Source organism: Streptomyces sp. CB03234, assembly GCF_001905885.1.
Taxonomy (GTDB): Bacteria; Actinomycetota; Actinomycetes; order Streptomycetales; family Streptomycetaceae; genus Streptomyces.
Window position 1 is genome coordinate 306,679 of sequence record NZ_LIYH01000001.1, and the last position, 12,954, is coordinate 319,632.

10 protein-coding genes are annotated in these 12,954 nt (G+C 71.0%); 5 read left to right on the top strand and 5 right to left on the bottom strand.

Features of this window, described 5'->3' with window-relative positions:
- Positions 1–97: 97 nt before the first annotated feature.
- Genes AMK26_RS01390 through AMK26_RS01400 form a run of 3 tightly spaced genes read right to left on the bottom strand, consistent with a single transcriptional unit; the run spans position 98 to position 2,647 of the window.
- Positions 98–892: a sugar phosphate isomerase/epimerase family protein gene (locus AMK26_RS01390; RefSeq protein ID WP_073750974.1), complete on the bottom strand. Its 795-nt coding sequence runs from the start codon at positions 890–892 to the stop codon at positions 98–100.
- Entirely contained in the window at positions 889–1,533 is a 645-nt protein-coding gene (locus AMK26_RS01395; RefSeq protein ID WP_073750976.1) for a Uma2 family endonuclease, read from the bottom strand. The genes AMK26_RS01390 and AMK26_RS01395 overlap by 4 nt, the downstream gene beginning before the upstream one ends.
- A gap of 49 nt (positions 1,534–1,582) precedes the next feature.
- Complete coding sequence (locus tag AMK26_RS01400) at positions 1,583–2,647, bottom strand: LacI family DNA-binding transcriptional regulator (RefSeq protein ID WP_073750978.1); 1,065 nt, start codon at positions 2,645–2,647, stop codon at positions 1,583–1,585.
- 310 nt (positions 2,648–2,957) lie between these two features.
- Between AMK26_RS01400 and AMK26_RS01405 the strand changes: the two genes are divergently transcribed.
- The 5 genes from AMK26_RS01405 to AMK26_RS01425 all read left to right on the top strand — a co-directional run bounded on the left by AMK26_RS01405 (position 2,958) and on the right by AMK26_RS01425 (position 11,110).
- Positions 2,958–4,109: a Gfo/Idh/MocA family protein gene (locus AMK26_RS01405; RefSeq protein ID WP_073750979.1), complete on the top strand. Its 1,152-nt coding sequence runs from the start codon at positions 2,958–2,960 to the stop codon at positions 4,107–4,109.
- Complete coding sequence (locus AMK26_RS01410) at positions 4,106–5,248, top strand: dihydrodipicolinate synthase family protein (RefSeq protein WP_073750981.1); 1,143 nt, start codon at positions 4,106–4,108, stop codon at positions 5,246–5,248. Before AMK26_RS01405 ends, AMK26_RS01410 begins: the two co-directional genes overlap by 4 nt.
- Positions 5,245–6,057 carry a sugar phosphate isomerase/epimerase family protein gene (locus tag AMK26_RS01415; RefSeq protein WP_073750983.1) on the top strand — a complete coding sequence of 271 codons (813 nt, stop codon included), beginning with the start codon at positions 5,245–5,247 and terminating at the stop codon, positions 6,055–6,057. Before AMK26_RS01410 ends, AMK26_RS01415 begins: the two co-directional genes overlap by 4 nt.
- A 1,354-nt stretch (positions 6,058–7,411) precedes the next feature.
- Positions 7,412–9,643: an SF1B family DNA helicase RecD2 gene (gene recD2, locus AMK26_RS01420; protein ID WP_073750985.1), complete on the top strand. Its 2,232-nt coding sequence runs from the start codon at positions 7,412–7,414 to the stop codon at positions 9,641–9,643.
- A gap of 177 nt (positions 9,644–9,820) precedes the next feature.
- A complete protein-coding gene (locus AMK26_RS01425; RefSeq protein ID WP_073750987.1) occupies positions 9,821–11,110 on the top strand; it encodes a citrate synthase in 1,290 nt (429 codons plus the stop codon).
- Between the two features lie 595 nt (positions 11,111–11,705).
- Here the strand turns inward: AMK26_RS01425 and AMK26_RS01430 are convergent.
- Together AMK26_RS01430 and AMK26_RS01435 are read right to left on the bottom strand one after the other, a co-directional pair.
- Positions 11,706–12,017, bottom strand: a complete 312-nt coding sequence (locus AMK26_RS01430) for a heavy-metal-associated domain-containing protein (RefSeq protein WP_073750989.1) — start codon at positions 12,015–12,017, stop codon at positions 11,706–11,708.
- A gap of 93 nt (positions 12,018–12,110) precedes the next feature.
- Entirely contained in the window at positions 12,111–12,791 is a 681-nt protein-coding gene (locus AMK26_RS01435; RefSeq protein WP_073750991.1) for a TetR/AcrR family transcriptional regulator, read from the bottom strand.
- Positions 12,792–12,954 lie beyond the last annotated feature (163 nt).

Genomic DNA, 12,954 nt, shown 5'->3' on the forward strand with positions numbered 1-12,954 from the left:
TCGCCCGTCACGGAGGAGCGTCCTGCCGGGCGGCCCGCGTCGGCGCCCGGCAGGGACCGGGTCCCGCTGTCCCTGCGGTCCTGCGGGGAGACCCTGCCTAGGCGATCCCGGCCAGGTACTCCCGCCCCGCCGCCAGCAGCGGCGGGAGGTCATCCGCCTGGGGGTACCACCGCTTCTCGTACTCCCAGCAGGCCCACGCCTCGCCGTCCCCCGCCCCGTTGTCGCCCAGCAGCGCCAGGCACTCGGCGAGCGGCAGCACCCCCGCCCCGAGGGGGAGCGGAGTGGTGTCCTCCACCGAGGCGATGTCCTTGACCTGGACGTACCCCAGATACGGCGCCAGCACCGCGTGCGTGGCCGCCGGGGCCTCGCCGGCCGCCCAGGGGTGCATCACGTCCCACAGCGCGCCTACGCATCGGTGGCCCACCGTCCCCACGATCCGCGCCACGTCCGCCCCCGTGCGGTGCGAGTCGTGGGTCTCGACCAGGATCCGTACGCCCAGGTCCGCCGCGACCTCCGCCGCCGCGCCCAGCCGCCGGGCCGCCGTCGCGTCCGCCTCCGCCGGGTCCTGGTCGCCACCGCCCGGGAACACCCGGACGTAACGTGCGCCCAGGTCGGCCGCGAGGTACACGAGCCGGTGCAACTCCTCGTACACGGGCTCGTCGTCACCGGCCTCCGCGACCCGCGCGTACCCGGCGACCGTCAGGATCTCCACGCCCTCGCGCGCGAACTCCTCCACCACCGCGCGCCGTTCGTGCGCCACCAGCCCCGGGTGCACCGGCTCCTCGGGGTGGGCGCGCAGCTCCACACCCTGATAGCCGCTCTCCACGGCGAGGCGGACGACATCGGGGACCGGCATCCCGGGGACGCCGAGGGTGGAGAAGGCGTACTTCACAGGTGCGAGCTCCTCACTGTGTGCTTTCGCGGCTCCCGCGCGGCGGGACGGTCCCGTGCCGGGTCGGCTCTGCGCCGGTCATGGAGCCGTGGGAAACCGTCCGTCCTGATGGTGATCTCGCGCCCTTCGAGCGGAACCACCAGATCCTGGCCGAAGAGGACTTCCTCGACGTCCTTGTAGGCGCCGGTACGCGTCGGGTGCCGGTGGATGGTGCAGGTGCCGTCCGAGGGGTCGACGATCACGTAGGCGGGGATGGCGCACTGGGCGTACATCCGGAACTTCTTGGCGAAGTCATTGTCCCGGGTGGACTTGGAGACCACCTCCAGGACCAGTTCGAGGCTGTGCCACTCGTAGCGACCGTGGCTGTTGTGCTCCGAGCCGGGGGCGATGATCGCGAGGTCGGGTGCGTATCCGTACCGACTGGACGGAAAATCGATCATCACGTCCGAGAGGATGTCACCACGGCCCGCGAGCTGCTGCTTGATCTGGGGAGCGGCTTCGAGGACGACCTTCCACCGGCTCTCGCTCAGCGGCGTCATGATGATCTTCCCGTCCGTGATCTCCACACGGTAGCCGCCGGGCAGGTTCGCGCCGTCCAGCGCGTCCCAGGCGCTGAGCGGGTCCATGGTGATGGTCGTCATGCGGTCCTCCGTATGCCGGTGTGATCCACGATAACGCCAGGGTGCCGCGCTACCCCCGTGGCCGCCCCGTCGACTCACGGACCATCAGCTCCCCGCCGATCGTCGCGATACCGCCCGGCGGCGGGGCCTCCGTGCCCGTCGCCAGCCGCCCGGCCCGCGCCCCCGCCTCGTACAGCGGCAGCCGTACGGTGGTGAGCGCGGGCACCGCGTCCACCGAGAACGGCAGGTCGTCGAAGCCCGCCACCGAGATGTCGTCCGGGATGCGCAGCCCCTGGTCGCGCAGCGCGGCGCAGGCGCCGAGCGCGACCGTGTCGTTGGCGGCGACGATCGCGGTCAGGTCCGGGTCGCGCCGCAGCAGCTCCAGCGTCGCGTCGTATCCGGAGCGCCGGTCGTACGGCCCGTGCACGGTGAGCCGGTCCAGGTCCGCACCGCCCAGCCCCGCCGCCTCCATCGCGGCGCGGTGGCCCTCCAGGCGGTGGCGGGTGGTGGTGCGCTCGGCGGGACCGGCGACGTACCCGATCCGCCGGTGGCCCAGCGTCAGCAGATGCTCCGTCAGCCGCCGCCCGCCGCCCCGGTTGTCGAACGTCAGCGCGGCCGCGATCGCGTCGCCCGCCGCCGGTACCGGCGGCCGCCCGCACAGCACCACCCGGGTCCCGGCGTCCGCGAGCTTGGCCAGCTTGGCGGCCATGGCCGCGATGTGGTCCGCGTGCTCCACGGCTCCTCCGGTGAGGACGACGGCCGCCGCGCGCTGGCGCTGGAGCAGGGTCAGGTAGGTCAGCTCGCGCTCGGGGGAGCCGCCGGTGTTGCAGACCACGGCGAGCTTCTCGCCGCCCGCCCGGCCCGACGCGCCTTCGCCGATCGCGTGCTGCGCGGCCCCGGCCATGATGCCGAAGAACGGGTCGGCGATGTCGTTGACCAGGATGCCTACCAGGTCGGAGGTGGCGGCGGCGAGCGCGCTGGCGGGGCCGTTCAGGACGTAGTCCAGCTCGTCGACCGCGCGCAGTACCCGCTCCCGGGTGGAGGCCGCGACGGGGTAGTTGCCGTTCAGGACGCGGGAGACGGTGGCCGGGGACACCCGGGCGCGCGCCGCCACATCGGCCAGGGTGACTGTCATCGCGTTCCTCCGAGGAGAGTCGGGCCAGGCCCTTGTACGGGCCGCTGTCGGCAGGCTAGCGTCATCACTGATAGAAAGCGCTTGCTACGACATTGTCCGGGCAAGACTCCCGCAGGCGAACCGCTCGCGGGGAACCGCGTCCCACGGCGTGGAACGCCCGGCGCCGACCACACCGCCGGGGCCGGGCACCCGGCGCCGGACCACGTGAGGCCGGACCACCCGGCACCGGACCGCCCGGCGCCGACCACGCGAGGCCGGACCACCCGGCGCCGATCACCCGGCGTCGAGCGACTACACATGGAGGACCTTCGTGTCACGCAGAACCGTGCGGATCGCCATGAACGGCGTCACAGGGCGGATGGGCTACCGCCAGCACCTGGTGCGCTCCATCCTCGCGATCCGCGACCAGGGCGGCCTCGACCTCGGCGACGGCCAGGTCCTGTGGCCCGAGCCCGTCCTCGTCGGCCGCCGCGAGCACGCCCTGCGCGAGCTCGCCGACCGCCACGGGCTGACCGAATGGTCCACCGACCTCGACGCGGTCCTCGCCGACGACACCACGGACATCTACTTCGACGCCCAGGTCACCTCCGCCCGCGTCGACGCCCTCACCAAGGCGATCGCGGCCGGCAAGCACATCTACACCGAGAAGCCGACCGCCACCGACACCGCCGGCGCCCTGGAACTCGCCCGCCTGGCCCGGACCGCCGGCATCAAGCACGGCGTCGTCCAGGACAAGATCTTCCTCCCCGGCCTGCTCAAGCTGAAGCGCCTCATCGACGGCGGCTTCTTCGGCGAGATCCTCTCCGTACGCGGCGAATTCGGCTACTGGGTCTTCGAGGGCGACTGGCAGGAAGCCCAGCGCCCCTCCTGGAACTACCGCGCCGAGGACGGCGGCGGCATCGTCGTCGACATGTTCCCGCACTGGGAGTACGTGCTCCACGAGCTGTTCGGCCGCGTGACGTCCGTGAGCGCCCACGTCACCACGCACATCCCGCAGCGCTGGGACGAGAACGGCAAGCCGTACGCCGCCACCGCCGACGACGCCGCGTACGGCGTCTTCCAGCTGGCCGGCGGCGCCATCGCGCAGATCAACTCCTCCTGGGCGGTACGCGTCCACCGCGACGAACTCGTCGAGTTCCAGGTCGACGGCACCCACGGCTCGGCCGTCGCCGGACTGCGCGGCTGCCGCGTCCAGCACCGCTCCATGACCCCCAAGCCCGTCTGGAACCCGGACCTGCCGGTCACTCACTCCTTCCGCGACCAGTGGCAGGAGGTCCCCGACAACACCGAGTTCGACAACGGCTTCAAGGCCCAGTGGGAACTGTTCCTGCGCCACGTCGCACTCGACGAGCCGTACCACTGGGACCTGCTCGCGGGCGCGCGCGGCGTACAGCTCGCCGAGCTGGGCCTGAAGTCCTCGGCGGAGGGCCGCCGTTACGACGTACCGGAGCTGTCACTGTGACGATCCGACTCCCGCACGGCACGTACGAGCCCCGTACCGAGCCTGCTGCCTTCGCCCCGACGGGGGTACCTCTGGCGTCCCGTACGGTCTTCTCCGCCGCCCACGTCGTGGCCGACCCGCACGCGGACGTGTCCCCCGACTCACCGGCGGCCGTCGACTGGGACGCCACCCTCGCCTTCCGCCGCCACCTCTGGTCGCACGGGCTGGGTGTCGCCGAGGCCATGGACACCGCCCAGCGCGGCATGGGCCTGGACTGGGCGGGCGCGGCCGAACTCATCCGCCGCTCGGCCGCCGAGGCGAAGGCCGTCGGCGGCCGGATCGCGGCGGGCGTCGGCACGGACCAGCTGACCGGCCCGGCGGACCTGGCCGCCGTACGCACCGCGTACGAGGAACAACTGGCCCTCGTCGAAGACACCGGCGCGCAGCCCATCCTGATGGCGTCCCGCGCCCTCGCGGCGGCCGCCCGCACCCCCGACGACTACGTCACCGTCTACACCCACCTCCTGCGCCAGGCCTCCGAACCCGTCGTCCTCCACTGGCTGGGACCGATGTTCGACCCGGCGCTGGAGGGCTACTGGGGCTCGGCGGACCTGGACGCCGCCACCGACACCTTCCTCGACGTCATCGCGGCCCACCCGGACAAGGTCGACGGCATCAAGGTGTCCCTGCTGGACGCGCGGCGCGAGGTCGACCTGCGCCGCCGCCTCCCGGACGGCGTGCGCTGCTACACCGGCGACGACTTCCACTACCCCGAGCTGATCGCGGGCGACGACCACGGCTTCAGCCACGCCCTGCTCGGCATCTTCGACCCGCTCGGCCCGCTGGCGGCGGAGGCGGTACGGGTGCTGGACACCGGCGACACCGACGGCTTCCGCAAGGTCCTCGACCCGACCGTCCCGCTGTCCCGCCACCTCTTCCAGGCGCCGACACGCTTCTACAAGACGGGCGTGGTGTTCCTTGCCTGGCTGGCCGGCCACCAGGACCATTTCACGATGGTCGGCGGCCTGCAGTCGGCGCGCTCGGTCCCGCACCTGGCGAAGGCGTACGAAATGGCTGACGGGCTGGGCCTGTTCCCGGACCCCGCGCTGGCGGAGTCCCGCATGAAGTCCCTGCTGACGGTGTACGGAGTCGAGCAATGAGTGGTCTGACCCGCTTCAGCATCAACCAGATGACCGTCAGGCAACTGTCGTTGCCCGAGCTGACGGCGGCCTGCGTCCGCCTCGGCATCCCCGGCATTGGCCTGTGGCGCGAGCCGGTCGCCGCGTACGGCCTGGAAGCCACCGCCAAGCTCGTACGCGACGCCGGGCTGGCCGTCACCACCCTGTGCCGGGGCGGCTTCTTCACCACCGCCGCCGACCTGGACGACAACCGCGCGGCCGTCGACGAGGCGGCCACCCTCGGCACCGACACCCTGGTCCTGGTCTCCGGCGGCCTCCCGCCGGGGGAGAAGGACCTGCCGACCGCCCGCGCACGTATCGCGGACGCCCTCGCCGAACTCACCCCGTACGCCGCCGAGCGGGGCATCCGGCTCGCGATCGAGGCCCTGCACCCCATGTACGCGGCCGACCGCTGCGCCATCTCCACCCTCGACCAGGCCCTCGCCCTGGCCGAACCCTTCCCGTCCTCCCAGGTCGGCGTCGTCGTCGACACGTACCACATCTGGTGGGACGACCGCGCCCCGGCGGCCGTCGCCCGCGCGGGCGAGCAGGGCCGCATCCACTCCTTCCAGCTCGCCGACTGGACCACCCCCCTGCCGGCCGGCGTCCTCAACGGCCGGGGCCAGCTCGGCGACGGCTGCATCGACCTGCGCGCCTGGCGCCGACTGGTCGACGCGGCGGGCTACACCGGCCCCATCGAGGTGGAGCTGTTCAACGACACCCTCTGGGCGCGGGACGGGGTGGAGGTCCTGGAGGAGACGGCGGGGAGGTTCGTGTCGGAGGTGCTCTGAAACTGCCGACCGCCCCCGTACAACCCTCCCGGCACGACGCGAGTCGTACCTGGCGTCGGGGCTTCCGGGGGGATCCGGGGGGATTGAGGAAGCCCTGCCGGAGGGGGGAGCACGCGGGGCCCGGTCCACGGACCGGGCCCTCCAGCGCCGGGTGTGGGCGTGCTGGTCATGGTTGCCGTGTGGGCCGCCGCCCTTGGGGTGGGCGTGCTGGTCATGGTGGGCGTGTGGGCCGCCCTCTCTCCGAGTGTGGCGGGCTCCGGCGTCCCGTCAAGGGCGCTCCCTTCGGTCGCGTCGCTTCGCGATGGGCTTCGCCCACCCTTGACCGGCCGCCTCCGCCCGCCTTTTCCCACTCGGAGGGCGGCCCCGGGAAGCAGGCATCCCGGGGGACCAGCCCCTTTCCGGGCGCTCGTGGCCGAGGCCGCCCGCCCGGGGCAGGCGCGGCAGAGGAATGGGGCGGCGCGGCTCGGCTAAGCGGCGGACGGCCGTCTGTGGGTTGCGGTACAGGACCTCGCTCCGGTGCGTGGTGGGTGCGCGGCAGTGGCATGGGGCATCCGGGGTCGGCTCGGCGACTGCGGGTGGGTGAGGGGTTGGGGTTCAGGCAGGTGGCTGGGGTGGGTGCGGGGCTGGGCCTGGGTGTTGCCCTGTCCGGCCGGGAGCCGGGGGAAATCGCCCCTCCAGCCACACCCGTGTCTGCTCACCGGAGTTGTGGGCGGGATGGGACACCTCCCTGCCGTGGTCGCCGGGCCCCTGGGTGTCCCGTACCGCCCACAACTCCCCGACCCTGCTACCGGTGTGACCCCTGCGGCGCCTGAGAGCACCACGGCCGCTCGGCTCCACCCGCCCCAGCCCGAACCCACCCCAGCCACCTGCCTGAACCCCAACCCCTCACCCACCCGCAGCCGCCAAACCCAGCCCAGAAGCCCCACACCACTGCCGCGCACCCACCACGCACCGAAGCGAGGTCCTGTACCGCAACCCACAGACGGCCGTCCGCCGCTGAGCCGGGAGCGAGCCCCCCCATTCCTCTGCCGCGCCTGCCCCGGGCGGGCGGCCTCGGCCACGAGCGCCCGGAAAGGGGCTGGTCCCCCGGGATGCCTGCTTCCCGGGGCCGCCCTCCGAGAGAAAACGCGCGGGCGGAGGCGGCCTGTCAAGGGTGGGCGAAGCCCATCGGCGAAGCCGACGCGAAGCGCCCTTGACAGGGCGCCGGAGCCCGCGACTCTCGGGAGGGAGGGCGGCCCGGAACGGCAACCATGAACAGCAGGCCCACCACCAGTCCCCAGCCGAGCCCAGGGGCAGGACCCGGAGTTGTCCACAGGCCCGCCGCGGTGTCCGAGCTGCCGGGTAGCGTCGGGGCATGTCCAATCTGGCAGTGGTCGAAGGGGTCCTTGAGCGGATCACGTACGCCAATGAGGAGAACGGCTACACCGTGGCCCGGGTCGACACCGGGCGCGGAGGCGGGGATCTCCTCACGGTGGTCGGCTCGCTGCTCGGCGCGCAGCCGGGCGAGTCGCTGCGCATGGAGGGCCGTTGGGGGGCGCACCCGCAGTACGGCAAGCAGTTCACGGTGGAGAACTACACGACCGTCCTGCCGGCCACCATCCAGGGCATCCGGCGTTACCTCGGCTCCGGCCTGATCAAGGGCATCGGACCGCGTATCGCCGAGCGGATCGTCGACCATTTCGGCGTTGAGACGCTCGACGTCATCGAGCGGGAGCCGAAGCGGCTCATCGAGGTGCCGGGTCTCGGGCCGAAGCGGACGAAGCTGATCGGTGCCGCGTGGGAGGAGCAGAAGGCGATCAAGGAGGTGATGGTCTTCCTCCAGGGGGTGGGGGTCTCGACCTCCATCGCGGTGCGGATCTACAAGAAGTACGGGGACGCCTCGATCTCCGTGGTGAAGAACCAGCCGTACCGGCTGGCCGCCGACGTGTGGGGGATCGGGTTCCTCACCGCCGACCGGATCGCGCAGGCCGTCGGGATTCCGCACGACAGTCCGGAGCGCGTCAAGGCCGGGCTGCGGTACGCCCTGTCGCAGTCCACCGACCAGGGGCACTGTTTCCTGCCGGAGGAGCAGCTGATCGCCGACGCGGTGAAGCTGCTCCAGGTCGACACGGGCCTGGTCATCGAGTGCCTGGCCGAGCTGGCGGCCGACGAGGAGGAGGGCGGGATCGTACGGGAGCAGGTGCCCGGCCCCGAGGGGCAGCCGGTCACCGCCGTTTATCTCGTCCCCTTCCACCGGGCCGAGCTCTCCCTGGCCGCACAGCTCCAGCGGCTGCTGCGCGGCGCCGAGGACCGCATGCCGGCCTTCCGGAACGTGGCCTGGGACAAGGCGCTGGCGTGGCTCGCGGACCGTACGGGGGCGGAGCTGGCGCCCGAGCAGGAGGAGGCCGTCCGGCTGGCGCTCACCGAGAAGGTCGCCGTCCTCACCGGTGGCCCCGGCTGTGGCAAGTCCTTCACGGTCCGGTCGATCGTGGAGCTGGCGCGGGCCAAGAAGGCGAAGGTGATCCTCGCGGCGCCCACCGGCCGCGCGGCCAAGCGGCTGGCGGAGCTGACGGGAGCGGAGGCGTCCACCGTGCACCGGCTGCTGGAGCTGAAGCCGGGCGGGGACGCGGCGTACGACCGGGACCGGCCGTTGGATGCCGACCTGGTGGTGGTCGACGAGGCGTCCATGCTGGACCTGCTGCTGGCCAACAAGCTGGTCAAGGCGGTGGCGCCGGGGGCGCACCTGCTCCTGGTGGGCGATGTGGACCAGTTGCCGAGCGTCGGTGCCGGCGAGGTGCTCGGCGACCTGCTGGCCCCGGACAGCCCGGTCCCCTCCGTGCGGCTGACGCGGATCTTCCGGCAGGCCCAGCAGTCAGGTGTCGTCACCAACGCCCACCGGATCAACTCCGGTCAGCACCCGATCACTTCGGGGTTGCCGGACTTCTTCCTGTTCGTCACCGAGGACACGGAGGAGGCGGGCCGGCTCACCGTGGACGTCGCGGCCCGCCGCGTACCGGCGAAGTTCGGCCTCGACCCGCGCCGGGACGTGCAGGTCCTGGCGCCGATGCACCGGGGCCCGGCGGGTGCGGGCACCCTGAACGGCCTCCTCCAGCAGGCCGTCACCCCGTCGCGGCCGGACGTTCCCGAGAAGAGGTTCGGCGGCCGGGTGTTCCGCGTCGGCGACAAGGTCACTCAGATTCGCAACAATTATGAGAAGGGGACGAACGGGGTCTTCAACGGCACGGTCGGCGTGGTCACCTCGCTGAACGTGGACGAGCAGCGGCTGACGGTGTTGACGGACGAGGACGAGGAGGTGCCGTACGACTTCGACGAGCTGGATGAGCTGGCACACGCGTACGCGGTCACGATCCACCGCTCGCAGGGCAGTGAGTATCCGGCGGTGGTGATCCCGGTCACCACCGGGGCGTGGATGATGCTGCAGCGGAATCTGCTGTACACGGCCGTCACGCGCGCGAAGAAGCTCGTGGTCCTCGTCGGCTCGCGCAAGGCGATCGGGCAGGCGGTCCGTACCGTTTCCGCCGGCCGGCGCTTTACCTCACTGCGTCATCGGCTGAAAGGTGAGGTGCGGGTGGGAAACATCACCTAAGGATCATCCGGACTTTCGCAACCGGGGCGAAGGGGGCAGGATGAGCAGGTTGACGGCACTGAGTGCCGCCAATTGGCCGAATGGTCGACCCCGAGTGCACTCTGCTGGGCCAAGTGGGGGATGGTAGAGACAGTCAGGGCACCTCGAAGAAGAGGCACTACGTCGGTGAGGGATGACGTGAGCGACAACTCTGTAGTACTGCGGTACGCGGACGGTGAATACACCTACCCGGTGGTCGAGAGCACCGTCGGTGACAAGGGCTTCGACATCGGGAAGCTCCGAGCCCAGACCGGTCTGGTGACCCTGGACAGTGGATACGGCAACACCGCCGCCTACAAATCCGCGATCACCTACCTGGACGGCGAGCAGGGCATCCTGCGGTACCGCGGCTACCCCATCGAGCAGCTGGCCGAGCGCTCCACCTTCCTCGAGGTGGCGTACCTGCTGATCAACGGTGAGCTTCCCAAGGTCGACGAGCTTGCGGCCTTCCGGAACGAGATCACGCAGCACACGCTGCTGCACGAGGACGTCAAGCGGTTCTTCGACGGTTTCCCGCGCGACGCCCACCCGATGGCGATGCTGTCCTCGGTCGTCAGCGCGCTGTCGACGTTCTACCAGGACAGCCACAACCCGTTCGACGAGAAGCAGCGCCACCTGTCCACGATCCGGCTGCTGGCCAAGCTCCCGACGATCGCGGCGTACGCGTACAAGAAGTCGATCGGTCACCCGTTCGTCTACCCGCGCAACGACCTGTCGTACGTCGAGAACTTCCTGCGGATGACCTTCTCGGTCCCGGCCCAGGAGTACGAGCTGGACCCGGTCGTGGTCTCGGCTCTCGACAAGCTGCTCATCCTGCACGCGGACCACGAGCAGAACTGCTCGACGTCGACCGTGCGCCTGGTGGGCTCGTCGCAGGCGAACATGTTCGCCTCGATCTCCGCCGGCATCTCGGCCCTGTGGGGCCCCCTGCACGGTGGCGCGAACCAGTCGGTGCTGGAGATGCTCCAGGGCATCCAGGCCAATGGCGGCGACGTCGACTCCTTCATCAACAAGGTGAAGAACAAGGAGGACGGCGTCCGGCTGATGGGCTTCGGCCACCGGGTGTACAAGTCCTTCGATCCCCGCGCCAAGATCATCAAGGCGGCGGCGCACGACGTCCTCTCGGCGCTCGGCAAGTCCGACGAGCTGCTGGACATCGCGCTGAAGCTCGAGGAGCACGCGCTCTCCGACGACTACTTCGTGTCGCGCAACCTCTACCCGAACGTCGACTTCTACACGGGTCTGATCTACCGGGCGATGGGCTTCCCGACCGAGATGTTCACGGTGCTCTTCGCGCTGGGCCGGCTGCCGGGCTGGATCGCCCAGTGGCACGAGATGATCAAGGAGCCGGGCTCCCGCATCGGCCGCCCGCGCCAGATCTACACGGGCGAGGTCCTGCGCGACTTCGTCCCGGTCGAGAGCCGCTGAGGCGAGCGCCGCTGGCGGCCACGCTGCACCGGGCGCCCACCGAGGGTCGCGCTGATGGGCGCCTCGGTGGGGCTCCGGCACGGTCCGGCGGTGCTCCAGCGGTGCCGCGGGTAGCCGCGGGTAGCGAGAAGCGCCCCGCCGCCGATCCCCCCACGGGTCGGCGAGCGGGGCGCTTCCCATATCCCCGGAACGGATTCCCCCCACGGGATCCGGGTCCGGGCGTCTGCCGGTTTCAGCAGAAGCTCGCGATGCGATCTGCCGGGGTACGTACGGGAGGGCCGCTCAAAGCTCCCCGGTGCACGTGCCCCGGCCAACGCTTGCCTGGGACGTCCCCCAAGACATCCCATGAACGTCCCCCAAGACGTTCGTGGCATCGCCCATTTAGACTCGCGAGCCGTCCAAATGGTTACCCCCAAATATCTGTGATCTAGGTCTCTTTGTGAAGGTCCTGTGAGTCACGTGAAGGTGAAATCACGTGGAGGTGCGGGGCTAGGGACGGACAGTCACCGCAAAGGCGGAGGAAATGACCATGGCCGGGCCGGGCGGCCCGCCGTTGCGGTGCGCCCCGGCCCGGCCGGAGTGATCCTCTCGGGTGTCAGGCCTGGCCGACGAGCTCGTACCCCGCCTCGTCGACCGCCGCGCGGACCTCGGCCTCGTCCGGGGCGGCCGCGGAGACGACGGTGACCAGGCCCGTCGCGGCGACGGCCTTGACGGAGGTGACGCCGGCGATCGCGGAGATCTCCTCGGCGACGGCGCCCTCGCAGTGGCCGCACGTCATGCCCCGTACCTCGTAGACGGTGGTGATGCCGCCGGTCTCGGCGTCGGCCGCGCTGTCGTGGCAGGAGCCGGCGGGCGAGCAGCAGGAGCCGGTGGCCTGGGGAAGCTCGGTCCTCGTCTCGGCGGTCATGGTGTTCTCCTCTTCGGTCAGAGTCGTGGTGCGGCAGGGGCCAGTGCGGCTCAAGGGAACGCCGTGGCGCCCCGACGTACTTACTGTATACCCCTAGGGGGTATGAATTCCAGTGCTGCCGCCTCCGCGCGCCGCCGACGCGGCGGCTTCACCGATGACGGGGTCGAGGTAGCGGAGCATCATCCGCTTCAGCTCCTCGATGTACGCGTCCCGCTCGGTGTCCGCGTGGCCCAGGACCAGGACCAGGCCTCCCTTGAACACGGCGAGTGTCATGCCGGCGATCCGGCTCCGCTCGTCGGCGGGCATGTCCGGGCGGTAGTGGCCGAGCAGCTCCTGGATGCGGGAGATGAGCGAGTCGTGCAGCGCGTCATGCTCTTCCGTGATCCGGCCCGGGATGTCGGAGCCGTGCATCAGGGCGAAGAAGGCGGGGTTCGCACAGTTGAACTCGATCATCGGGTCGAGGATCGCGTCCAGCATGTCGGGCAGCGGCAGGTCGAAGTTGGCCGGCGTGAACGCCTGGCCATGCGCCTCGCGCATCCGGTGCAGCAGGCGCTCGCCGAGCTCGATGGCGATGGCTTCCTTGTTGGGGAAGTACTGGTAGAGCGTGCCGGGGGAGACGCTCGCCTCGCGGGCGATGGCGTTGGTGCTGGCGGCGGTGTATCCGGTGGTCGCGAAGACCTGCGCGGCGGCCTCCAGCAACTGTGCGATGCGCCGCTCCCCGCGTGCCTGTCGGCGGCGCGGCTTGCCCTCGGTCGGCCCTGTGGCGTCCGGCACGACAATCCCCAGCTTCCTCGGTGTGGTTGACAAACACGAGAGGTCGCTCGCATTCTTGGGAAACGCGAGCGAAGACTCGTGTTTGCCAGTTTATGGCAACGGGACGATCTGTGACTCGTGCCACGGGGGCACGAGTCACAGATCACGGTGAAGGGGACACCGC

What these genes read in the sequence shown, in the direction of transcription:
- AMK26_RS01400 (WP_073750978.1), bottom strand. Translation starts at nt 2,647, where the DNA reads ATGACAGTCACCCTGGCCGATGTGGCGGCGCGCGCCCGGGTGTCCCCG.
- AMK26_RS01430 (WP_073750989.1), bottom strand. Translation starts at nt 12,017, where the DNA reads ATGACCGCCGAGACGAGGACCGAGCTTCCCCAGGCCACCGGCTCCTGC.
- AMK26_RS01415 (WP_073750983.1), top strand. Translation starts at nt 5,245, where the DNA reads ATGAGTGGTCTGACCCGCTTCAGCATCAACCAGATGACCGTCAGGCAA.
- recD2 (WP_073750985.1), top strand. Translation starts at nt 7,412, where the DNA reads ATGTCCAATCTGGCAGTGGTCGAAGGGGTCCTTGAGCGGATCACGTAC.
- AMK26_RS01395 (WP_073750976.1), bottom strand. Translation starts at nt 1,533, where the DNA reads ATGACGACCATCACCATGGACCCGCTCAGCGCCTGGGACGCGCTGGAC.